General features: G+C 72.9%; 21 protein-coding genes. 12 read left to right on the top strand and 9 right to left on the bottom strand.

Translation table 11 applies throughout. The features are described 5' to 3' along the window. Positions 1-11: 11 nt before the first annotated feature. From QPJ90_RS16615 to QPJ90_RS16595, 5 genes are all read right to left on the bottom strand, one after another. Positions 12-1,943 (bottom strand): DUF6807 family protein, encoded by a 1,932-nt coding sequence (locus QPJ90_RS16615; protein ID WP_290132243.1) that lies wholly within the window; start codon positions 1,941-1,943, stop codon positions 12-14. After that, positions 1,940-3,673 carry a hypothetical protein gene (locus QPJ90_RS16610; RefSeq protein WP_290132242.1) on the bottom strand — a complete coding sequence of 578 codons (1,734 nt, stop codon included), beginning with the start codon at positions 3,671-3,673 and terminating at the stop codon, positions 1,940-1,942. The genes QPJ90_RS16615 and QPJ90_RS16610 overlap by 4 nt, the downstream gene beginning before the upstream one ends. Continuing rightward, positions 3,673-4,656, bottom strand: coding sequence for a carbohydrate ABC transporter permease (locus QPJ90_RS16605; RefSeq protein WP_290132241.1), 984 nt, complete (start codon positions 4,654-4,656; stop codon positions 3,673-3,675). The genes QPJ90_RS16610 and QPJ90_RS16605 overlap by 1 nt, the downstream gene beginning before the upstream one ends. Continuing rightward, positions 4,653-5,612, bottom strand: a complete 960-nt coding sequence (locus QPJ90_RS16600; protein ID WP_290132240.1) for a sugar ABC transporter permease — start codon at positions 5,610-5,612, stop codon at positions 4,653-4,655. The genes QPJ90_RS16605 and QPJ90_RS16600 overlap by 4 nt, the downstream gene beginning before the upstream one ends. Positions 5,613-5,706: 94 nt before the next feature. Further along, the gene (locus tag QPJ90_RS16595) at positions 5,707-6,990 is read right to left on the bottom strand and encodes an extracellular solute-binding protein (protein ID WP_290134262.1); all 1,284 of its coding nucleotides are present in this window, start codon (positions 6,988-6,990) and stop codon (positions 5,707-5,709) included. A 253-nt stretch (positions 6,991-7,243) separates the two neighbouring features. On the opposite strand from QPJ90_RS16595, the gene QPJ90_RS16590 reads away from it, so the two are divergent. The 4 genes from QPJ90_RS16590 to QPJ90_RS16575 all read left to right on the top strand — a co-directional run bounded on the left by QPJ90_RS16590 (position 7,244) and on the right by QPJ90_RS16575 (position 12,007). Then, entirely contained in the window at positions 7,244-8,245 is a 1,002-nt protein-coding gene (locus QPJ90_RS16590; RefSeq protein ID WP_290132239.1) for a LacI family DNA-binding transcriptional regulator, read from the top strand. A 287-nt stretch (positions 8,246-8,532) separates the two neighbouring features. Then, positions 8,533-9,777: a Gfo/Idh/MocA family oxidoreductase gene (locus QPJ90_RS16585; RefSeq protein WP_290132238.1), complete on the top strand. Its 1,245-nt coding sequence runs from the start codon at positions 8,533-8,535 to the stop codon at positions 9,775-9,777. Further along, positions 9,774-11,081 (top strand): DUF993 family protein, encoded by a 1,308-nt coding sequence (locus tag QPJ90_RS16580; protein WP_290132237.1) that lies wholly within the window; start codon positions 9,774-9,776, stop codon positions 11,079-11,081. The genes QPJ90_RS16585 and QPJ90_RS16580 overlap by 4 nt, the downstream gene beginning before the upstream one ends. A 35-nt stretch (positions 11,082-11,116) precedes the next feature. Next, a complete protein-coding gene (locus QPJ90_RS16575; protein ID WP_290134261.1) occupies positions 11,117-12,007 on the top strand; it encodes a sugar phosphate isomerase/epimerase family protein in 891 nt (296 codons plus the stop codon). A 12-nt stretch (positions 12,008-12,019) separates the two neighbouring features. Here the strand turns inward: QPJ90_RS16575 and QPJ90_RS16570 are convergent, their stop codons facing one another. Both QPJ90_RS16570 and QPJ90_RS16565 read right to left on the bottom strand, forming a co-directional pair. Next, positions 12,020-12,667: a class I SAM-dependent methyltransferase gene (locus QPJ90_RS16570; RefSeq protein WP_290132236.1), complete on the bottom strand. Its 648-nt coding sequence runs from the start codon at positions 12,665-12,667 to the stop codon at positions 12,020-12,022. 83 nt (positions 12,668-12,750) lie between these two features. Continuing rightward, on the bottom strand, positions 12,751-13,509 hold the full coding sequence (locus tag QPJ90_RS16565) for a FadR/GntR family transcriptional regulator (protein ID WP_290132235.1): 759 nt from the start codon (positions 13,507-13,509) through the stop codon (positions 12,751-12,753). Between the two features lie 221 nt (positions 13,510-13,730). Here QPJ90_RS16565 and QPJ90_RS16560 point away from each other — a divergent pair, with 221 nt between their 5' ends. Genes QPJ90_RS16560 through QPJ90_RS16535 form a run of 6 tightly spaced genes read left to right on the top strand, consistent with a single transcriptional unit; the run spans position 13,731 to position 19,871 of the window. Continuing rightward, positions 13,731-15,113: an MFS transporter gene (locus QPJ90_RS16560; protein WP_290132234.1), complete on the top strand. Its 1,383-nt coding sequence runs from the start codon at positions 13,731-13,733 to the stop codon at positions 15,111-15,113. Continuing rightward, complete coding sequence (locus tag QPJ90_RS16555) at positions 15,110-16,846, top strand: dihydroxyacetone kinase family protein (protein ID WP_290132233.1); 1,737 nt, start codon at positions 15,110-15,112, stop codon at positions 16,844-16,846. Before QPJ90_RS16560 ends, QPJ90_RS16555 begins: the two co-directional genes overlap by 4 nt. After that, complete coding sequence (locus QPJ90_RS16550) at positions 16,839-17,342, top strand: ribose-5-phosphate isomerase (protein WP_290132232.1); 504 nt, start codon at positions 16,839-16,841, stop codon at positions 17,340-17,342. Before QPJ90_RS16555 ends, QPJ90_RS16550 begins: the two co-directional genes overlap by 8 nt. Further along, positions 17,339-18,115, top strand: a complete 777-nt coding sequence (locus QPJ90_RS16545; protein WP_290132231.1) for a triose-phosphate isomerase family protein — start codon at positions 17,339-17,341, stop codon at positions 18,113-18,115. The genes QPJ90_RS16550 and QPJ90_RS16545 overlap by 4 nt, the downstream gene beginning before the upstream one ends. Continuing rightward, positions 18,112-18,957 (top strand): sugar phosphate isomerase/epimerase family protein, encoded by an 846-nt coding sequence (locus QPJ90_RS16540; protein WP_290132230.1) that lies wholly within the window; start codon positions 18,112-18,114, stop codon positions 18,955-18,957. The genes QPJ90_RS16545 and QPJ90_RS16540 overlap by 4 nt, the downstream gene beginning before the upstream one ends. Next, on the top strand, positions 18,954-19,871 hold the full coding sequence (locus tag QPJ90_RS16535; protein WP_290132229.1) for a phosphogluconate dehydrogenase C-terminal domain-containing protein: 918 nt from the start codon (positions 18,954-18,956) through the stop codon (positions 19,869-19,871). Before QPJ90_RS16540 ends, QPJ90_RS16535 begins: the two co-directional genes overlap by 4 nt. A 72-nt stretch (positions 19,872-19,943) precedes the next feature. On the opposite strand, the gene QPJ90_RS16530 is transcribed toward QPJ90_RS16535, so the two are convergent. Beyond that, entirely contained in the window at positions 19,944-20,897 is a 954-nt protein-coding gene (locus QPJ90_RS16530; RefSeq protein ID WP_290132228.1) for a DUF1648 domain-containing protein, read from the bottom strand. Further along, entirely contained in the window at positions 20,894-21,244 is a 351-nt protein-coding gene (locus QPJ90_RS16525) for a GntR family transcriptional regulator (protein ID WP_290132227.1), read from the bottom strand. Before QPJ90_RS16525 ends, QPJ90_RS16530 begins: the two co-directional genes overlap by 4 nt. 290 nt (positions 21,245-21,534) lie before the next feature. Here QPJ90_RS16525 and QPJ90_RS16520 point away from each other — a divergent pair, with 290 nt between their 5' ends. Beyond that, the gene (locus tag QPJ90_RS16520; RefSeq protein ID WP_290132226.1) at positions 21,535-21,702 is read left to right on the top strand and encodes a hypothetical protein; all 168 of its coding nucleotides are present in this window, start codon (positions 21,535-21,537) and stop codon (positions 21,700-21,702) included. Next, a complete protein-coding gene (locus QPJ90_RS16515) occupies positions 21,699-22,676 on the top strand; it encodes a helix-turn-helix transcriptional regulator (RefSeq protein ID WP_290132225.1) in 978 nt (325 codons plus the stop codon). The genes QPJ90_RS16520 and QPJ90_RS16515 overlap by 4 nt, the downstream gene beginning before the upstream one ends. Positions 22,677-22,720 lie beyond the last annotated feature (44 nt).

The following is a 22,720-nucleotide window of genomic DNA, read 5'->3' as shown; positions in this document are numbered from 1 at the left end:
GTGACCGGCCCTCAGCGACCGTCGCGCACCGACGCCCGGAACGACCGCACGAGCGGCACGTCCGGCCGCACGGTCACGGGGGAGCGCCACGCGAGCGCCGACCCGACGGCGGGGTACTCCTCGACACGGACGAACCACGGGTCGTGGTGGTCGAGCGCCGTGACCCGGACCGTCGCCGGCCCACCGTCGAAGTCCGCCGTCCACTCGACCCACGGTGTGACGGACCCGTGCACGGCCGCTTCACCGGCGGCGTCGGCGGTCCGGACGGACACCGGGCCGCACGGGGGAAACCGCCAGAAGAGGCCGCCGTACCCGGCACCGACGCGCCCGTTCGACCCGGGGCCGCCGAGCCGGACGGGGGCGGAGCCCGGCGCACGGAACGACGACGACCAGTCGAGCGCCCAGCCGTCCTCCTGCCCGGCCCAGGTCAGCACCCGGTCCTCGTGCAGGACGACCCCGCCGTCGGGACCGCGCCAGACGAGCTCCTGCCCCGACCAGCCGGGCCGCTGTTCGGCGTGCACGACGTCGACGCGGCCGTGGTCGTCCCGCCACACGTACCCGTCGCCGTGCACGTAGGTGCGGCCACCCCAGCAGTTCACGCCGTCGAGGTCGGGGATCGCGAACCCGACGCCGCAGTGCCAGTCGTGGTCGCCGGGGTGGTGCGCCGACACCGTCACGCCGCCGCGGGTCCGGACGGGGTGCAGGTAGGGCCGCGGCGACGACGTCGGGATGGTCCCCGAGCCGTCGAGGACGGTGGCGACCGGGGCACCGTCGACCCGGAGCGTCGCGAGTACCTCGTCGTGCGCCGTGTGCGCCCACGGTGCTCCGACCTCGGAGAACAGCGCGAGCCGATCGGCCGCCCGGTCGACGATCGCCTCGACGTCGGCGACGAGCGGTCGGCGCGTCGGACCCTCGCCCTCCCACGTGACCCAGGGGTGGTCGATCTGCACGGGCTCGGCGGCGCGGACGGCCTCGAGCACCTCGACGAACGCCCCCGTGGAGTCGAGCGGCACGAGGAGCGGCGTTCCGCTCGCCCGGTGGTCGAGCAGGTTCTCCAGGAGCTCGGTCCGCTCGTACGTCGTGGTCGCGCCGTCCACGGTGACCTCGTCGGTCGTGTAGCCGAGGACGGCCCGTCCCGCCGCACCCGTCACCCGGACGGTCGGGAGCACCTCGGTCGGCGCGCAGAGCGTGAGGGCCGCCGTGGCCTCCCGGCCAGCGGTCGTCGTGACCCGGACCGCCGAGGTGTCGTCGCCCTCGATGGCGTTCGCGCGGTACAGCTCGACCTCGACGCGGGCGACCTCCGTGGCGCGACGGCAGCCGACGAGCGCGAGTGCGGTGGCGACGGCGTGCGCGAGCGGGTTCGTCACGACGCCGTCGAGGACGTCGACGCCGGCCACGCGCCGACGGCCGGCCCAGCCCGAGCGGGACCAGTAGGCCTGGTCGCGCGTCCACGTCCCCACTGCGGCAGCCGACCGCACCGGGCCCACGACCGACCCGTCGCGGAGGGCCGGGAGCGCGGCCGAGCCGAGGCTCTGGAACCCGACCTGCACGACCCGGCCGGTGCGGCGCTCGGCGTCGAGCAGCTCGGCGAGTGCGGCCCGGGTGGTCACGGGCGGCTTCTCGAGCAGGACGTCGGCGCCCGCCTCGAGCGCGGCGAGCGCGAGCGGGAGGTGCGCGCCGATCGGCGCGGCGACCACGACGACGTCGACGGCGCCGTGCTCGCGAGCGGCCGTGACGTCCGCGACGACGGGCACGCCGCCGTCGGTGTCCACGCCGAGCGTCGGGTCCACGACCGCGGTCAGCACGCACCGGCCGGCGGCGGTCATCCGGTCGATGGTCGCGCGGTGGTGCAGTCCGTACCCGCGGGCGCCGACCAGGACGATGCCGGGAGGCCCGCCTCCGGTCCGCCCCGCCGGTCGCGTTCCGTCGTCGGGCGCGGTCACCCGATCACCGCCGTCGCGGCACCGGTGGTCACGTCCTCGGCGTCGGTCGTGCGCGGGGTGCCGAGCACGAGGCGCGTGCGGCCCGGCGCCCGTCCGGTGACGTGCACGTGCCGGCCCTCGGGTCGGTCGGTGCCGCCGAGGAACGCGTAGTCCTGGCCGGGGGCGTAGAACGCCGGTTGCCCGTACCCGGTGCCGCCGCCCGGTCCGAAGGTGATCGTCGATCCACCGGCGCGGTGGGTGCCGGAGCCCGCGACGAGGACGGTCTCCCCGGTCGCGGCGTCGGTGCTCACACCGGTCACCGTACCCCCGTCGCGGAAGGTCAGCTGGAGCGACCACGGCACGTCGGCGCCGTCGGTCTCGAGGTCGAGGACCACCCGCTCGGGCTCGACGGCGAGCGTGACGACCGTGCGGAGCGACACCTCGTCGACCGCGCGGGACCCGAACGCCATGGAGCCGGAGAACCGGCCCTCGTCGCCGAGGGCGTAGTCGCCGTCGGCCCGTCGGTCGGCGGGGACGAGCGGCTGGTGGTAGCCGGCGGAGACGGTCTCGCTGAGTCGCCACCGTCCGTCCCCGAGATCATCGAGCGAGGTCGGCCGGAAGGGGCCGAGGCCGAAGAACTCCCGCGAGAGCCGGACGTCGGAGAGCACGGCGTCGCCGGACAGCACGCGGAGGAACGTGGGGCTGTTCGCGAGCCCGGAGCGCACGTGGCCCTGCGCCGGCACGTCCGACCCGGCGAAGACGACGACGTCCCGGTGCGCCTCGCGGACGTGGACGAGCCGGGCGCCGTCGAACACGGTGGTGCCGAGGGGGAGTGGCTCCGGGGCGGGTAGCGGTTCGGCGAGGAGCGGGTCGGTCATCGCGCGGGCCGCGGTCACGGCGGGCTGCCACATCGGGGCGACGGCCGCGCGGGCCGCCACGGCGGCGAGGTCCCCGCGCTGGTCGAGCACCGCGACGTGCCAGAGCAGCGGCGCGAAGGGCCCGATCCCGAACGGCTCCGACTGGTCCTGTCGCCGGGACTGCACGGTCTCGACGGTGTCGTCGCGGAGGAGCAGCGCGAGGGTGGCGTCGAGCGAGCGCCGGACCGGGTCGACGAGCGCCGGTCGGTCGAGCACGTCGGCGAGCACGAGGAACGACGGGCAGGACACCGCGGCGGCGTAGTTCGGGCTCCGTTCGGACCACAGCCCGTCGGCGTCGATGTCCGGCCCCTCGGCGAGCCACTCGTGGATGCGCTCGACGAGGGCGTCCGACGGGTGCAGGCGGTGGATCCGGGCGAGGGCCGCGCTGATCTCCCACCGGTGGTTCGGCGTGTGCACGCCGCCGGTCAGGAGCGCCGGGGTCGCCCGCTCGACGATCCGGTCGAGGTCGGCGGCGAGTGCCTCGGCGGCCGGGTCCCGGTCGCGCAGCGGCTCGAGCAGCTCGAGGGCGTCGCACACGTCGTTCACCGTGAACGCAGAGTCGGGCGGCGAGAGCACGTTGTCCCCACCGACGAAGGTGCCTCCGGCCGACTGCCGGGTAGTGAGGTGCCGGACGTACCCGTGCGCGGTGGCGAGGTCGTCGTCGGGGAGGCGATCCGGGCCTCCCGGCCGCTCGTGCCGGACCCGGGCACCCACGAAGGCGAGGGCACGTGCCATCAGCTCGCGGTGCGACAGCGCCGCCGGGTCGCCCGGCGCCGTCCGCCACGCGGCGAGCTCGGCTTCGGCGGCGGGGCCGACCGCGTCGAGGAACCCCATCAGTCCTTGAGCCCCGCGTTGAGGTCCGCGCCGTTCACGTACTTCTGGAACACCAGGTAGATGAGCAGCAGCGGCAGGATCGAGATCACCGAGGCACCGAGCAGCACGGTCCAGTTGACGTTCTCGGCCCCGACGATGCTCTGCAGGGCGATCTGGATCGTGAACTGGTGCGGGTCGTTGAGGACCAGCAGCGGCCAGATGTAGTCGTTCCACCGCCACTGGAACGAGAAGATCGCGAGCGTCAGCATGATCGGCCGGGAGATCGGCAGCATGATCCGCCAGAAGATCCCGAACTCGCTCGCGCCGTCGATCCGTGCGGCCTCGACGAGGTCGTCCGGGACGGTGAGGAAGAACTGCCGGAACATGAAGATGCCGGTCGCGGTGATGATCGACGGCACGATGATGCCCGCGAGCGAGTCGTACATGCCGAGGTCACGGATCACGATGAACGTCGGCGCGAGGATGACCTCGGTCGGGAGCATGGTCGTGGCGAGGATGCACACGAAGAACACCTTGAGCCACCGGTTGTCGTACTTCGCCAGGGCGTACCCGGTGGCGGCACTCGCGAGGACCGTCAGCACGGTGGTCACGAGGGCGACGACGATCGTGTTGCCGAAGTAGCGGGCGAAGTCGAAGCTCTGCCAGGCCTCGACGAAGCCGGACACCGACCACTGCTCCGGGAACAGCGTCAGTGGGTAGGAGAACAGTTCGCCGCCGGGCTTGAACGCGCTGAGGACGAACCACAGCACCGGGAACCCGAAGCCGATGATGAAGACCCAGAGGAGCGCGCTGACCGCGATCGCCTTGGGCTTCGGCACGCGGTCGAGGCCGCCGCGGGTGGCGGCCCGTTTCGCCGCACGCTTCGCGGCGCGTCGGCCGGCGGTGGTCACGGATCGGGTCAGGTCCCCGTCGCCCGCGTCGGGGCGGGTGGCGTCCGGGTTCGCGGCGCCGGGTGCGCCGGCACCGGGCAGGGTCGTGGTCATCGGCGCTTCTCCGTCCGACGGTTCACGGCCAGCTGGATCAGGGCGATGGCCATGAGGATGAGCATGAGGACCATCGACGCCGCCGAGGCGTAGCCGATGTGGGCGTTCTGGAACCCGTTCGTGTAGATGTACTGCACGAGCAGGTTGTTGTCGGTGCCGGGGCCGCCGCCGTTGAGGGCCTGGATCGTCGCGAACTCCTTGAACGCGCCGAGGGACGACAGCAGCACGACGATGAACGACGTCGGCGCGATGCTCGGCAGCGTGATGTACCGGAACTGGTGCCAGGCGCCGGCGCCGTCGAGCGCGGCGGCCTCGTAGTAGGAGCGGGGCACGTTCCGGATCGCGGCGACGAAGAGCAGCATGTTGAACGCCGACCCCGCCCACGCGCTCGCGAACACGACGACGAGCAGCGAGAGGTCCGCGTTCGACTGCCACGGGACGGCCTTGCCGCCGAGGGACTCGACGACGAAGTTCGCGAGGCCGAAGTTCTCGCCGAACATCCACCGCCAGATGACGCCGGTGACGATCGGGGAGATCAGCCACGGGACGAAGAACACGATGCGGGCGACGCTCCGCCCCTTGGCGGCGGGACTCGTGAGCATGAGCGCCATCGACAGCGAGAGCACGAACCCGAGGGGGACCGCGACCACAGCGTAGAGCAGGGTGCGGACGAGTGCGGCGTAGAAGGTGTCGTCCTGGAACAGTTCGACGTAGTTCTGCAGCCCGATGAAGTTCGGGGAGACGACGCCGTTGTAGTCGGTGAACGAGTAGCCGAGGCCGATGACGGCCGGCCAGACGAAGAACACCGCGAACAGGACGACGTTGACGCTGACGAAGGCGATCGGTGCCAGCAGGGGCTTCCGGACGCCGGAGCGTCGGCGGCGGGTGCCGCGGCCGGGGGGTCGGACGGTGTCGCTGGACGGCACCGCGCGGGGGACGGCGGTCTGGGTGCTCACGATGGTCCTCTTCGTTCGTCGCGGTCGTCGTGTTCGTCGGGGTCGTCGGGGGGAAGGCGGACGGGCCGGGCGCTCGCGCGCCCGGCCCGCTCCGTCAGCCGACGTGGTCCTCGTAGTACTTCGTGATCGTCTCGAGCGTCTGCTTCGCCGACTGCTGGCCGTTGATGAGCTTCCCCACCTCGGCCGTCGTCGGGTCGGTGCCGAGTTCCTTGCCCTCGACACCCCAGCGGGCGCTCTCCTTCGCGTAGGAGCTCGAGATCGGTGCCGCTGCCTCGATCTCCTTCTGGTACAGCGCGAACGAGTCCTTCGCAGCCTGCGACTCGAACGGGTACGTGATGTCGAGGCCGGACTCGACGGGCAGGAACCCGTTCGTGGTCACGAGCTTCGCGTAGTTCGTCGGGTCGTACATGTAGGCGATGAACTTCTTCGCCGCGGCGCCACGGGTGTCGGAGTTCTCGAACCCGACGATGTTGCCGCCGTAGTTGATCTCCGTCGCGTGGGTCGGATCGGCCGGGGTCGCGGCGCTCGCCCAGTCGAAGTCGGTGATGTTCGACGCGAAGTCGGACGACTGCCAGACGCCGGAGAAGTACGCGACGACCTGACCGCTCTTGAACAGCGCGTTCGGGTCCTGCCCGCTGGTCCACACCGACTTCGGCATCGTCTTGTCGTCGTTCATGTCGGCGAAGTCCTGCAGCGCCTTCACGGTCTTCGAGTCGGTGGGGAAGGACCCGTCCTCCTCCTGCTGCATGAAGTCCGTGCCCTTGGTGAACATGTACGCCCGGAGTCGCGAGGGCGAGGAGTCGAACACGAGGTCGTACTTCGCGCCGGTCTTCTCCTTGACCTGGTCGGCCTTCTGCAGGAACTCGTCCCAGGTCCAGGCCTTCGACGGGTCGGTCGGGTAGGACACCCCGGCTTTGTCGAACAGCGACTTGTTGACGAACAGCCCTGCCGCGGTGACGTCGGACGGGATCGAGGTGATCTTGCCGTCCTTGTCCTTCGCGATGATGTCCTGGTCGATCTTGTTCGCGTCGTCGTCGACGATGGACGCGAGGTCGACGGTCTTGCCGGTCCAGATCGGGTCGATGCCCGCGGCACGGACGACGTCGGGGAGCGAGTTCGCCTGGGCGGACTCACGGAGCTTCGTCTGGAGACCGTCGTAGGGGAGGTTCACGATCTTGACCGAGACCCCGCTCTCCTTCTCGTAGGAGTCGGCGAGGTTCTGGTACCCCTTCTCCTGCGCGGTGGAGGTGGACAGCCAGAAGGTGAGCTGGTCGACCTTCCCGCCGTTCGAGCCGGAGCCGCCGGACGCGCAGCCGCTCAGGAGGGCGAGCGCGGCGATGCCGCCGGCGAGGGCGAGCATTCTCTTCGAGGACTTCATCGTCACTGCTTTCGTTCGGGACCACGGCGTGCGCCGCGGGTGAGCGTTCAGGGGGTCTCGGCCGAGTGCCACAGGTCTACACGAGCGAACGCTGGTTGGCAAGCGCTTTCGAAAATCATGTGATGACAACGCGACCTGCGCCGCCGAACGGCGCGGTCGGCGGCGGAAATCGCTATCCTCGCGCTCAGACCGCGGTCGCGGTCCGGACTGGAGGCACGACATGCCGGAGCGGGGCACGGTCACCCTGGCGGACGTGGCCGAGCGTGCAGGCGTGTCGCTCGCGACCGCCTCGCGGGCGCTCAACGGCAGCGCGCGGAAGGTCCGGCAGGAGTCACTCGACCGGGTGCACGCCGCCGCGCGGGAGCTCCGGTACACCGCCAACGTGCAGGCCCAGGCGGTCGCCCGCGGGACCACCACGACCCTCGCCCTCGTCGTGGGTGACATCGCCGACCCGTACTTCGCCGCGATCGCCGCCGGGGCGATCCGCGCCGCCGACGAAGCCGGACTCGTCGTCACCATCACCTCCACGGGCGGGGACGCCTCGCGCGAGCAGGAGGTGCTCGCCGTGGTCGCCGGCCTCCGCCCTCGCGCCGTGGTGCTCGCCGTCAGCCGCAGGCTCGGTGCCGCGTCCGACACCGGAGCCGCGGTGCAGGCACTCGTCGCCGGCGGTGCCGGGGTCGCCGCGCTCGTCTCCGACCTCGACGGCGGATCGGTGCCGGGCGTCGAGGGGCTCGTCATCCGGAACCTCAGTGGAGCCGCAGCGCTGGCCGGAGCCCTCGTCGAGCAGGGGCACGACTCGTTCGCGGTCCTCGCGGGCGACCCGACCCTCGCCACCGCCCACGCCCGCTACGAGGGGTTCGTCGCCGGGCTCGCCGCACACGGACTGGCGGTGCCGGACCCCTGGGTGGTGCCGTCGGCCTTCACGCGCGACGGCGGTCACCGCGCGATGGAGACCCTCCTCGACGCCGCCGCCGGGGGAGCGGCACCGCTGCCACGCTGCGTGTTCGCGGTCACGGACCTCATGGCGGTCGGGGCGCTCGCCGCGATCCGGGAGCGTGGTCTCGTGCCCGGCGTCGACGTCGGCGTCGCGGGGTTCGACGACGTCCGGATGCTCGCCGACGTCGTCCCGGCGCTCAGCACCGTCCGCCTGCCGCTCGAGGAGATCGGGGCGCGGGCCGTTCGGCGTGCGCTCGGCACCGACGCGGGCGGCGCGGTCGACGGCGAGGTCGTGCTGCGCGCGAGCACGGCCCGGTAATCCGCGGCGCGCCGTCCGCCCTGCCGCGACTCGCCCGCGCTCGACCGTCGGGCGGTCGCGAATCGTCGTCCGGCGGTCGGGAGAACGACCGTTCGTGACCGATCGATCGGCACAGGCGGGGAGTCGCGACCGCCGTGGAGGCTGCGGAGTCCGGCACGCTGCCCTCCGCCCCGAGCATGTGCGATTCGTGTTCGAGGGGCTGCGGAGCGCTCGAGCCGTGGTGTACGGTGCCTGGCAAGCGCTTTCCGTAACGGTGGAGGCGGCCACGGCGAGCAAGGGAGCACGCGATGACCACACGCACGATCGGCATCATCATGCACGGCGTCACGGGACGCATGGGGTACCGCCAGCACCTCGTCCGCTCGGTGCTCGCCATCCGCGAGGAGGGCGGCGTGCTCCTGCCCGACGGCACCCGCGTGCAGCTCGAACCGATCCTCGTCGGGCGCAACGCCGCCAAGCTCGAGGAGATCGCCACGCGCCACGGCCTCGAGCACTGGACGACCGACCTCGACGCCGCGCTCGCCGACCCCCGCTGGCACGTGTTCGCCGACTTCGCCGTGACGAGCGCCCGTGCCGGAGCCCTCCGCAAGGCCATCGCCGCCGGGAAGGCCGTCTACACTGAGAAGCCGACCGCCGAGACCTCCGCCGAGGCCCTCGAACTCGCCCAGGCCGCCGCCGACGCCGGGGTCGCGAACGGCGTCGTGCACGACAAGCTGTACCTGCCGGGCCTCCGGAAGCTCCGCCGGCTGATCGACTCCGGGTTCTTCGGCCGCGTCCTCAGCGTCCGGGGCGAGTTCGGCTACTGGGTGTTCGAGGGGGACTGGCAGGCCGCGCAGCGCCCGAGCTGGAACTACCGCAAGGAGGACGGCGGCGGCATCGTCGTCGACATGTTCCCGCACTGGAACTACGTCCTCGAGCAGCTCTTCGGTCGCGTCGAGTCCGTCTACGCCCGGGCGGTGACCCACGTCGAGCAGCGCTCCGACGAGCAGGGTCGTCCCTACGCCGCCACCGCCGACGACGCCGCGTACGGGGTGTTCGACCTCGCCGGGGGCGTCATCGCGCAGATCAACTCGAGCTGGGCCGTGCGCGTCGACCGTGACGAACTCGTCGAGTTCCAGGTCGACGGCACCCTCGGCAGCGCGGTCGTCGGGCTGTTCGGCTGCCGGATCCAGCCGCGCACCGCCACCCCGAAGCCGGTCTGGAACCCGGACCTCCGCGACGAGCGCGACTACCGCGGGCAGTGGCTCGAGGTCCCCGACGAGGAGTACGGCAACGGCTTCCGTGCCCAGTGGGAGGACTTCGTCCGCGACCTCGTCGCCGGACGGCCGCACCGGTACGACCTGCTCTCCGGCGCCCGCGGGGTGGCGCTCGCCGAGGCCGGTCTGCGGTCCAGCGCCGAGGGTCGACGCATCGACCTGCCGGAGCTGGACCTGCGCACCCCGGCCGAGTCGTGCCTCCAGGCCGACGCCGAGACGGACACGGCGCAGCCCGCCGCGGCACAGACCGCCGACGTCGAGGCCGTCAGCGCATGACCGCCCGCCCCGACCAGCTGACGCTCCTCGCCGCCGACGGCTCCGTCACCACGGAGCCGCTGCGCGAGCCGCTCGCGGCCGTGCAGCCGGCCGCGAAGCCGACGGCGCCGCTGACCGAACGCGTCGTGTACGCCGCCGCGCACGTGGTCCCGCGCGCCGCCGCGGACAACACCCCCGGAGCCCCGGCCGACCTCGACTGGGACGCCACCCTCGCCTTCCGGCACCACCTCTGGTCGTGGGGGCTCGGCGTGGCCGACGCCATGGACACGGCGCAGCGGAACATGGGCCTCGATCCTGCGGCGACCCGCGAGCTGGTCACCCGCAGTGCCCGCGAGGCGCAGTCCGTCGACGGCCGGCTCGTCGTCGGGGTGAACACCGACGACCTCCCCGACGCGCCGGCCACCGAGCAGCAGGTCGTCGACGCCTACGTCGGACAGCTCCACCACGCCGAGGACGCCGGCGCGGGGGTCGTCCTCATGGCCAGCCGACACCTCGCACGCCTCGCACGCAGCGACTCCGACCCCGCCGCGACCTACCGGCGCGTGTACGCGGCGGTCCTCTCGCGGGCGTCCGCCCCGGTCGTGCTGCACTGGCTCGGCGAGGCGTTCGACCCGGCGCTCGCGGGCTACTTCGGCGCGACCGCCGGCCGGGCCGACGGCGGCGCGACCGGCGCGGACACCGTCCTCGCCGTCATGGGCGAGGCCGGCGACCGCGTCAGCGGCATCAAGATGAGCCTCCTCGACGCCCGCGCGGAGACGGACCTCCGTGCGCGCCTCCCCGAGGGCGTCCGGATGTTCACCGGCGACGACCACCACTACGTCGACCTCATCGCCGGTGACGGCACGCACCACTCCGACGCCCTGCTCGGCGCCTTCGCGGCGCTCGGTCCCGTCGCCTCGGCCGCCGTGCAGGCCCTGCCCGACGAGACGGCGTTCCGCGCCCTGCTCGGCCCGACCGAGGCGCTCTCGCGCCACGTCTTCAGCGCACCCGTGTGGCACTACAAGACCGGCATCGCCTTCCTCGCCTGGCTGAACGGCCACCAGCCCGCCTTCACGATGGTCGGCGGGCTGCACGCGGGCCGCTCGCTGCCGCACCTGTCCGAGACGGTCCGGCTCGCGAACGCGGGCGGCGCCCTCGAGGACCCCGCCCTCGCAGCCCAGCGCTGGCACGACCTGCTCGCGCTGGCAGGGGTCGCGGCGCCGTCGACGTCGTCGTCGGTCTCGTCGGCGTCGTCGTCGGCCGCGTCGGCCGGGAGGCACGGCTCGGCTCCCGACGCAGCACACCTCGCCGGGGTGGTCGCGTGACAGCCGGGGGCCGGCTCGCCACGCCCGCCGACACCGTGGACGCGCCGACGACCGCCGCGCCGCACCCGCGGCTCTCGATCAACCAGGCGACCGTCAAGTACGCGACCCTCCCCGAGGCGCTCGACGTCGTGTCGGCCGCCGGTGTCGGGGCGATCGGCACCTGGCGAGAGCCGGTCGCCGCCGTCGGGCTCGCCGAGGCCGTCCGCATCGTGGCCGACTCCGGACTCCGGGTGTCGTCGCACTGCCGCGGCGGGTTCTTCACGATCCCGGACGGCGCCGGACGCACCGCAGCGCTCGACGACACCCGCCGGGCGATCGACGAGACCGCCGCGCTCGCCGCTGCCGGGGCACCCGGGTCCGCGCCCGTCCTCGTGCTCGTCGCCGGCGGCCTGCCGGACGGCTCGAAGGACCTCGTCGGCGCCCGGTCCCGCGTGTCCGACGCGCTCGCGGCCCTCGTGCCGCACGCGCTCGACGCCGGGGTCCGGCTCGCCGTCGAACCGCTGCACCCGATGTACTGCGCCGACCGTGCCGTGGTGTCGACGCTCGCGCAGGCGCTCGACCTCGCCGCGCCGTTCCCGGCCGCCGCGGTCGGGGTCGTCGTCGACACGTTCCACGTGTGGTGGGACCCGGCGCTCGAGACGTCGGTCGCACGCGCGGGGGCCGCCGGCCGCATCGCGTCGTTCCAGGTGTGCGACTGGACGACCCCGATCGCCGCCGACCCGCTGCTCTCCCGCGGGGTGATGGGTGAGGGGCACGTCGACTTCGGGCCGGTGACCGCTGCCGTGACGGCGGCCGGGTGGACCGGGGACGTGGAGGTCGAGATCTTCAACCAGGCCGTGTGGGACGCGCCGGCGCCGGAGGTCGTGGACCGGGTCGTCCGGGCCTTCGCCGCCGAGGTGCCGCTGCCGCGGCCGCTGCCGCGCTGACGCGACCCGCGCTCAACGTCGCCGGACGAGCACGACGCCGTCGACGGTGTGGTGCTCGTGGCCGTCCGGGGTCGTCGCGGTCCGCGGGCGTCCGGCGGCCTCGAGGACCTCCCACCGGTCGTCGAGCCCGAGCGCCGCGAGGTCGTCCGACGGCGACGGGAACCGGTACCCGCGGAGCTCCTCGGGCAGGTCGCCGTGCGGGGGAGCGGCGTGCGCGGTGACGAGCAGGTACCCGCCCGGTGCGACGAACCCGGCCGCCCGACGGAGGATCGCCACGCGCGGGATCTCGACCGGCCACGACTGCAGGAACGACGCCGTCACGAGGTCGAACCGTCCGTCGGTCTCCCACGACGCGAGGTCCGCCGCGACGAACGCCGTCCGTTCCTCGACCCCGGCCGCGACGGCCGCCGCCGAGGCCCGGGTCAGCGCGGTCACGGACAGGTCGACCCCGACCACCGACCACCCGCGCTCGGCGAGCCAGACGACGTCGCCGCCCTCACCGCAGCCGAGGTCGAGCGCCCGACCGACCGGGAGTCCCGCCGCCACCGAGGCGAGCACGGCGTTGACCCGGCCCGACCAGATGCCGTCGCGCTCGGCGTACCGGGCCTCCCACCAGGAGCGGGCGTCGGTGTCGGACGTGGGGTCGTCGTGGAGGTGCACGGGGGTACTCCAGCCGACCGACGCCGTCGACCGCAAGCGGTGTTGCCGGGACGGCAACGCCTCCGCCGCCGCTCCGCTCCGGATCAGCTGGCGTCGGCCTCCGCCGGGACGGGCTCGGCGTTCTCGATGCGGGCGCTCGCCGTGGCCATGTGCTCGTCCATCGCCCGCTGCGTCGCCGCGACGTCCCCGGCGCGCAGGGCAGCGAGGATCGCCCGGTGCTCGTCGTACGCGGCCTCGGTCGCCTGCCGCGTGCGCACCCGTCGACCGACCCAGACGCTCAGCATCGACCGGAGGCTCTGCAGCAGGTCCGCGAGCACGTCGTTCCCCGCGGCCCGGGCCATGAGGACGTGGAACCGGACGTCGGCATCGATGAACGCGTCCGGGTCGTCGAGTGACTCCTGCTGGCGGTCGAGGTAGGTCTGCAGCTCGTCGAGCTGCTCCGGGGTGGCCCGCTGCGCCGCGAGGATCGCCGCCGTCCGCTCGAGCGAGGACCGCACCTCGAGCAGTTCCCGTGTCCGGTTCGAGGCGAGCATGAGCCCCCACGAGAGCGTCGTGGGCAGCAGGTCCGAGGTGCCGCCACGCAGGTAGGTGCCCGATCCCGGTCGGATCTGCACGATGCCGAGGATCTCCAGCGCCGCGAGGGCTTCCCGCACGGCGGACCGGCCGACACCGAGGCGCTCGGAGAGCACCCGCTCGGACGGCAGCCGGGAGCCGGGCGCCAGGTCACCCGCGGTCAGCAGGGACACGAGCTGCCGCGCGACCTCGGAGGCGGGGGACCCGGCCGGCACCGACTCGAGTTCGAGGCGGATGTTGAGCGGGTCGTTCTCACTGAACGCGGGCATGGGGCGAGCGTACCGGTCGGTCAACCGGTTCCCGCTCGCCCGCGCCGGGCCGGGGGTCGCGGTGGCTGTCCGCGTGCTCTGTCGACCCTCCGACCGCGTAGCATGGTCAACCGGTTGACAAGTTGCGGGTGAGCGCCCACACTGGACCCCGGCGCACAGCGGCGCCCGCAGGACCCGGCGCGCAGGAGCGTCCGAACCATCCCCCCAGAGCAGGAGTCACCGTGGACATCCCCGCGACCCGAGGCATCCCGACCTCGGCGGTCGAACGATCGGCCATCCGCAAGATCGCGACACGCATCGTGCCCTTCGTGGCGCTGATGTTCTTCATCAACTTCCTCGACCGCACCGCGATCTCGTTCGCCGCCCCGAACGGTCTCGAGGCCGACCTCGGTCTGACGGCGGCGCAGTTCGGGTTCGCGTCCGGGGTCTTCTTCATCGGCTACCTCGTGCTCGAGGTCCCGTCGAACCTGGCGCTCCACAAGTTCGGCGCCCGCGTGTGGCTCGCCCGCATCATGATCACGTGGGGCATCGTCTCGCTGCTCTTCACGTGGGTGCAGAACTACCCGCAGCTCGTCGGCCTCCGCTTCCTGCTCGGTGTCGCCGAAGCGGGGTTCTTCCCGGGCGCGATCCTGTTCCTCTCGACCTGGGTCCCCGCACGTCACCGCGGCAAGATGCTCGCGCTGTTCTACCTGGCGCAGCCGCTCACCAGTGTCATCGGGTCGCCGCTCGCCGGCTGGCTGATGACCCACGAGGGACTGCTCGGCGGCCTCGAGGGCTGGCGCTTCATGTTCCTCTGCGTCTCCATCCCCGCGATCATCGTCGGCCTCCTCTGCCTCGTCGTGCTCAAGGACAAGCCGTCCCAGGCGAAGTGGCTCGACGAGGACGAGAAGACCTGGCTCGAGGGCGCGCTCGCAGCGGAGAACAAGGACAAGCAGGACGGGCACGGCGCGAAGGGCGGTCTCAAGGCAGCCTTCGGGTCCGGCCGGGTCTGGATGCTCGCCGGCGTCTACTTCGGCTTCATCTACGGCCTCTACGCGCTGAGCTTCTTCCTCCCCACGATCATCGACGGCTTCCAGCAGCAGTTCGGCACCACGTTCGACCTGTTCCAGAAGGGCCTCATCACGGCCATCCCGTACCTCCCCGCCGCGGTGGTCCTCTACTTCTGGTCCCGTGACGCGTTCCGCCGCGGCGTGCAGGTCTGGCACATCGCGGTCCCGGCCCTCGTCGGCGGCCTGTCGATCCCCGTCGCGCTCTACATGAACTCGCCGGCGGCCACCGTCGCCGTCATCGCGGTCACCGCCTGCGCGATCTTCGCCGCCCTCCCGAACTTCTGGACCATGCCGACCCGGTTCCTCTCCGGTGCGGCGGCCGCGGCGGGTGTCGCGCTCATCAACACGCTCGGCAACCTCGGCGGGTTCGCCGCGCCGTACATCACGGGTGCGCTCAAGGACGCCACGGGCGGCTACCAGCTCCCGATGTTCGTGGTCGGGTTCTTCATGCTGCTGTCGAGCGTGCTCATGGTCGTGCTCGCCCGCCGCAGCAAGGGCGAGCTGACCGGCAGCATCCGCACGGTCGAGTCCGAGCGGGCGGAGACCCGCGCATGACCCGGCTGTACAACGACCCGGCGGACTTCGCCGACGAGATGGTGGACGGGTTCGTCGCCGCGAACCGGGCGCGGGTCCGGAAGGTGCACGGCGGGGTCGCCCGCGCCACCACGAGCCCCGACGGCACCGTCGCCCTCGTCGTCGGCGGTGGCTCCGGTCACTACCCGGCGTTCGGCGGCCTCGTGGGGCACGGCCTCGCGGCGGGCGCGGCGATGGGGAACCTCTTCGCCAGCCCGAGTGCCCAGCAGGTCACCGCGGTGGCGGCCGCCGTCGACCACGGCGGGGGAGTCCTCCTCTCCTACGGCAACTACGCCGGCGACGTGCTGAACTTCGACGCCGCCGCCCGGACCCTCGAGGCGCGGGGCATCCCCGTCCGCACGGTCCGGGTGACCGACGACGTCGCCAGTGCACCGGCGGACCGGGCGCACGAGCGTCGCGGGATCGCCGGGGACCTCTGCGTGTTCAAGGTCGCCGGCGCCGCGGCCGAGCGCGGGGACGACCTCGACGCCGTCGCCACCCTCGCCGAGCGCGCGAACGACCGGACGCGGAGCTTCGGTGTCGCCTTCTCCGGCTGCTCGCTCCCGGGCGCCGACGAACCGCTCTTCACGGTCCCGGAGGGGCGCATGGCGATCGGCATGGGCATCCACGGCGAGCGGGGCATCGCGGAGGCGGACGTCCCGAGCGCGGCCGGTCTCGCGGAGTTGCTCGTCGACCGCCTGCTCACCGAGCTCCCGACCGGCGTCGTGCCGGACGGTGCCCGGGTCGTGCCGATCCTCAACGGCCTCGGCAGCGTCAAGTACGAGGAGCTGTTCGTCGTCTTCGGCAGCGTCGTCCGTCTGCTCGAGGCGGCCGGAGCGGTCGTCGTCGAGCCCGAGGTCGGCGAACTCGTCACGAGCTTCGACATGGCCGGCGTCTCGTTGACGCTCCTCTGGCTCGACGACGAACTCGAGCACCTCTGGGCAGCGCCCGCCGACAGCCCCGCGTACCGGAAGGGCGGAGCCGTGCCGGCCGAGCCGGTGTCCGAGCAGGAACTCGTCGCCGGCACCCTGGCCCCGGTCACCGTCGGCTCCGAGGCGTCCCGTCGCTCGGCGGCGGTCGTGGCCCGCGCGATCGACGCGGTCCGTGCGACCGTCGACGACCACGTCGACGAACTCGGGCGCATCGACGCCGTCGCGGGCGACGGCGACCACGGCATCGGGATGCAGCGCGGCTCCACCGCAGCGGCTGCCGCGGCGCGCGGCGCCGTCGAGCGCGGCGCCGGAGCCGGTGGCCTCCTCGCGATCGCCGGGGACGCCTGGTCCGACAAGGCCGGCGGCACGTCCGGTGCGATCTGGGGAGCCGCCCTGGAGGCACTGGGTCGCGTGGTCGGGGACGAGTCGCGTCCGTCCGCCGCCACCGTCGCGGACGCAGTGCACGCCGCCGCGGAGGCGGTCCTGGCCTTCGGCGCCGTCGTCGGCGACAAGACGATGGTCGACGCCCTCGTACCGTTCGACGACGTGCTGTCCGCGCGGGTCCGGGCGGGGGACGACCTCGTCACCGCCTGGTCGGCCGCCTCGGCAGCGGCCAGCGCGGCCGCCAGCGCGACCGCCGACCTCCTCCCGCGCAAGGGCCGCGCCCGCACGCACGGCGAGGACGCGGTCGGTACGCCGGACGCCGGCGCGATCTCGTTCGCCCTCATCACCGCAGCGGTCCTCGCGACCCTCACCCCGCAGAAGGAAGAGCAGCATGCCTGACACCGAGCAGCCCGCGCAGCAGTTCCGTCTCGTCGTCGGCTCCGACGACGCCGGCTTCGAGTACAAGGAGACGATCAAGCGCGACCTCGAGGCCGACCCGCGCGTCGCCTCCGTGGTCGACGTCGGTGTGGACGCGGACGGGCACACCGCCTACCCGCACGTCGCCGTCGACGCCGCACGCATGGTCGCGAACGGCGAGGCCGACCGGGCGATCCTGGTCTGCGGCACCGGGCTCGGCGTCGCGATCAGCGCGAACAAGGTCCCGGGCATCCGTGCGGTCACGGCGCACGACTCCTTCAGCGTCGAGCGCTCGATCCTGTCGAACGACGCCCAGGTCCTCTGCATGGGCCAGCGGGTCGTCGGTGTCGAGGTCGCGCGACGGATGGCGAAGGAGTGGCTCGGCTACACCTTCGACCCGTCCAGCGCGAGCGCCGAGAAGGTCCAGGCCATCTGCGCCTACGACGGCTCGGCGCCGGTCGGGACCGACGCACCGTGACGCTCGTCGGGGTGTCGCTGAAGACGTACTTCTCGCACGCCCGGACCCTGGAGTGGACGGCCGCGGTCGTGGAGACCGCGCGCACCCACCCCGCGGTCCGGTCGGGTGCGGTCGAGCTGTTCGTGGTCCCGACGTTCCCGGCGCTCGTGCCCGTGCGCGAGGTCATCGGCGATGCTCCGGTGCTGCTCGGGGCGCAGGACCTGGCGTGGGCCGACGAGGGGGCGTTCACGGGAGAGGTCTCGGGCGCCGAGCTCCGTGAGATCGGCGTCGACCTCGTCGAGATCGGCCACGCCGAACGGCGGAGCCTGTTCCACGAGACCGACGAGGACGTCGCGGGGAAGGTGCACGCGGCGTACCGCAACCACCTGCGGCCGCTGGTCTGCGTCGGGGAGCCGCACCGTGCCTCCAGTGCGGACGCGATCGACGAGGTGACCGCGCAACTGGACCGCTCGCTCGCCACCGCGACCGCGGACGGTCTCGCCGGGCCGCTGATCGTCGCGTACGAGCCCGTGTGGGCGATCGGTGCGCCGGCGCCCGCGCCGGACGACCACATCGTGGACGTGCTCGCCGGGCTCGAGGCGCACCTCGCGTCGCGGCCGGAACTCACCGGCAGCACGGTGATCTACGGCGGCAGTGCCGGACCGGGGCTGCTCACCCGTGGGCAGGGGCGGATCGGCGGGCTGTTCCTCGGACGCTTCGCGCACGACCCGGCCGCGATCGCCACCATCCTCGACGAGGCACTGACCCTGCAGGAGCAGGTGGTGCGCGCATGACGTCCCTGCTCGGTCTCTCCACCTACGCCTACTCCTGGCGCATGTCCGACCGCGTCCCGGACCCGATGTCGCTCGACGACGCGATGCGCGACGCGGCCTCCCACGACGGCGTCGACCTCTTCCAGGTCTGCGACCACCTCCCGCTCGACACCGCGTCGGACGAGCGACTCGCGGCGATCCGGACACTGGCCGACGACCTCGGCCTCACGCTCGAGGTCGGCACACGCGGCACGCACCCGGACCACCTCGCCCGGTACCTGCACGTCGCCCAGCAGCTCGGCGCGACGCTCGTGCGGAGCATGTGGACGAGCGGGGACGACCAGCCCGACGCCACCGAGACCGAACGACGCCTGCGGACCGCACTGCCCGCGTACGAGCGAGCCGGCGTGACCCTGGCGCTGGAGACGTACGAGGTCGTCGCGACCGCGGACCTCGTCGCCGTCGTCGCGGCGATCGACTCCGACCACCTCGGCATCTGCCTCGACCCCGCGAACACCGTCGCGCGGCTCGAACGCCCCGCCGAGGTCGTCGCTCTGACCGCACCGTACGTCCGCAACTGGCACGTCAAGGACGCTGCGTTCACCCGGTCGCCCGGATGGGTCGGCTTTCAGTACACCGGCGTCCGTACGGGGACCGGCCTCCTCGACTACGCGGGCGTCAGCGCCGCGATCCACCCGGACACCCGGGGGATCAACCGCGTGGTCGAGTTCTGGCTCCCGTGGCAGGACGCCGCGGCCGGGGCCGAGCCGGACGGCGACGAGACCCCCGCACAGACCACCACCCGCACCGAGGCGGAGTGGACCCAGCACACCATCGACCACATCAGGAGCAAGGAATCATGACCGACACCGCCACCACCACGCACACCGTCGCTGCCGGGTCCGGCACGGCCGACGTCACCGTCGCCGTGATCGGTGCCGGCGGCAAGATGGGCACCCGCGTCTCGAACAACTTCGCCAAGAGCGAGTACACGACGCTCTACAGCGAGGCCTCGCCCGCCGGCCAGGAGCGCATCCAGGCCCTCGGCCGGTCGCTCACCGACAGCGTCGAGGCAGCGGCGGCCGCCGACGTCGTCGTCCTCGCGGTCCCGGACGTCCTGCTCGGCAGCATCTCGGAGCAGCTCGTCCCGGCCATGAAGCCCGGCGCGACGATCCTCACCCTCGACCCGGCCGCCGCCTACGCGGGGCTGCTCGCGGAGCGCGAGGACGTCCACTACGCCGTCGCGCACCCGTGCCACCCGTCGGTGTTCCTCGAGCGCACCACGAAGGAGGAGTGGGACGACACCTTCGGCGGCATCGCCGCGCCGCAGGAGGTCATCGCCGCGTTCGACGCCTCCGAGTCCCTGGGCGACGAGGGCGACCGCGCGAAGGCGATCGCCGAGGCCGTCATCACGACCATGTACGCCCCGGTCATCCAGGTGCACTGGGTCACCGTCAAGCAGCTCGCCGTGCTCGAGCCCACCCTCGTCGAGACGATCGCCTGCATGATCGGCGACTTCCTCAACGATGCGCTCGAGGAGACCGTCACGGGCGTCGGTGTGCCCCGTGAGGCCGCCCGCGCCATGCTCTACGGCCACACCTGGATCGCCCTCACGAACGGCCTGCGCGGCTCGAACCCGTTCTCGGACGCGTGCCACATCGCGATGGGCTACGGCCGCGAGAAGCTCATCAAGGAGGACTGGAAGCAGGTCTTCGACGACAGCGAGCTCGACTCGGTGATCGCCAAGATGCTGAAGATCGACGCCGTCAAGCGCTGACCCGCCTCCCCACGAACCGGAACGCCCCGCCGACCCCCTTCCGGCGGGGCGTTCCCCTGTGGTCGGCCGGTGTCAGGCCGGGGTCCGCTCGAGCAACGCCCCGAGTGCGGCCGCACCGCGTTCGGCGTCGTCCACGGTGACCGCGCGCGCGCCGCCACCCCGCAGCCGCACCACGATGCCCGGTCCGGACCGGGAGACGTACGCGATGCCCCGCCCGGAGATGCGGTACCCCCACCCGCCCCACTGCCCGGGGGAGACCTGCTCCCACCCGCACGAGTCGATGCGGTCGAGTGGCACCCGCATCACCGGGACCCGCGTCCACGCCGACGTCACCCGGAGCCCTCGACGGTCGACGGTGACCTCGACGCGGGCGAGCCAGAGCAGCGCGAGCCCTGCGACCACGACGGCGGCCCCCGCCACCACGGCGGAACCGGCGCTCGTCGTCGCCGTCCACACGGCGGTCGCGGCGCCCAGGACGACGAGGACCAGGCCGAGCAGGGCGAACCACGGGCTCCCGACGTGCGAGCGCCAGGCGACACGGGCCTCCGGGCCGACGTCGAGCGGTCGGGACTCCCGGGCCGGGACCGGCGCCGCCGATCGCCACAGCGGCGGGACCGAGATCGCCGCCGCGACGACTCCGACGGCGAGGAACAGCAGCGTCCACCACGGTTCGAAGCGCTCGCTGCCCGAGCGTGCGAGCACGGCGATCACGATCCACGCCGCCGCGACGATCGGACCGAGCAACGCGGCGACGAGCACCAGCAGCGCACCCGTCCGCCGGTCCCGTGCGCGGAGCGCGAGCACGACCGTGACGGCCGATGCCGTACACAGCGCGAGCGTCAACCAGAAGATCGGCCACGGCGACCCGGAGCCGTCCGCGCGTCCGTCGGCACCGAAGTGCGTCGCGATCCGTGCCGGCAGCCGCGGCGAGAGGAGTGCCCCCGTCACCGCGAGCGCCACGAGCGCCACGACGTTCGGCGCCACCACCGCCAGTCGTGTCCCGATCGTCGTCCGTGTGGTCGTCATCGTGCCCCCTTCAGCATCGTGAACAGTTCGTCGAGCGGCACCCCGAGGGCGTCCGCCTGGTCACGGAGCTCCCCGACGAGGTCGCGGAGCCGGTCGAACGACGCGTTCCCGGACCGGAGCACCGTCGCTCCGCGTCCGCGTCGCAGCTCGATGAGCCCGTCCTCCTGCAGCCGCGCGTAGGCGCGGAGCACCGTGTGCATGTTGACGTCGATCGACGCGGCGAGGTCGCGGGCGGACGGCAGACGGTCGCCCGCGGCGAGGTCGCCGCGCGCGATCGCGACGCGCACCTGCGTCGCGACCTGGTCGGCCAGCGAGGCGCGCGCAGCCGGGTCGACGGTGATCAACATGTTCGCATTGTATGCGAACAATACGGCGTGCGCACCATCGAGCTCGAGGCCTGTGGCGGCGCCGCCACGGGCCTCCAGTCCGGAGACCGGTCGTGTCCGGCGGCCCCCGTGCGAGGGGCATCCAGAACGCGCGGATACGGGCAGCCTGGATGCCGCATCCGTGTGCACCGTCCACGCCGCGCGTACCGTCGAGCCGTAGCAACGAGTCCGTTTCGTGTCCAGGGAATGCGCAAATCGACCAGTCGAGCTGCTGTGTCCTGGGCGCCGTGATGCCGTCCAGGGAGCGCACCATGACGAAGTACGAGTCGAACCGAGCAGTCGATCCGGTCCGGATCACGACGTACCGGCACCTCCGCAAGGCTGCCCGTCGCGGCTGGGCGGTCGAAGAGCAGGACGCCGCGCCGACGTTGGCCGACCTGAGCTGGTCGCGAGCCACGGGTGGATCGAGCCGCACGTGACGCCGGGACGGTCCGACCGGCACCGCGGTGCCGTGCAGGACGTCGTCCACACGCTGACGGACCCCGGCGAGGCGAGTGCCCTGCTCCGCGACGTCCACAACGGTCGCCACCTGCACTTCGCCGACCACACCGCGTTCCGACTCCGCTACCGCGCGATGAGCGACGGCCGGGTGAGCCTGCGGACGTCCTCGTCGTCGTCGCGCTTCTCCGGTGTCCTGCAACCCGAGCGCCAGTACGTGCTCGCGTGGGCGGTCGACGGCGGGACCGTGATCGATGCGGACGGGCCGGCACCCGTCACGATGCACGCCTCGGTCCCCGTCGCCTTCCCGACCGGTCGCGAGTTCACCATCGACGCCGTCGCGGGGACGCACCACTTCGTGCACTTCGGGGCGGACTTCCTCGAGGCCGTCGCCACGATGGACACCGGCGCCGCACCGCGCCCGCTGAACCTCCCCGTCGTGGTCGAGCCCGAACGGCTCGGTCCGCTCCAGGAGATCGTCCGGGCCGTGGCTCCGGCGCTCTTCGACCGCTCGACCGTGGGCGAGGGGCGGGATGCCCTCGACCTCATGCTCGCCGAGGCCGTGCTCGCCGCCTTCGAACCGATGCCCGACGGCCACGTCGCCGGGCCGCACGCGAGCACCGTCCAGCGGGCGAAGACCTTCATGCACGCCCGCTTCGACCGCCCCCTCACCGTCCCGGAGATCGCCGAGGCCGCCGAGGTCAGCGTCCGCACGCTCCAGGAGGCCTTCCAGCGGTACGAGGGGGTCACCCCGATGGCGTTCCTCCGTGAGATCCGCCTCGAGAAGGCCCGGCTCGGCCTGCAGCTCGCCGACCCCGACGTCTCCTCGGTCGCCGCGGTCGCGATCTCCTGCGGCTTCAAGCACATGGGCCGGTTCTCCGGGGCGTACCACGAGGAGTTCGGGGAGTACCCCGGCGAGACACTCCGTCTGCGTGGTCGGACCGCCGTGCGCTGAGCCGGGCGCCGGTGGGCCGCCGCTCGTCCAGGCGATCCGTACCC

It is taken from the genome of Curtobacterium sp. 458, assembly GCF_030406605.1.
In the GTDB taxonomy this organism is placed as follows: domain Bacteria; phylum Actinomycetota; class Actinomycetes; order Actinomycetales; family Microbacteriaceae; genus Curtobacterium.
The sequence above is the reverse complement of the archived record's forward strand: the minus strand, read 5'-3'. Positions and strand labels throughout refer to the sequence as shown.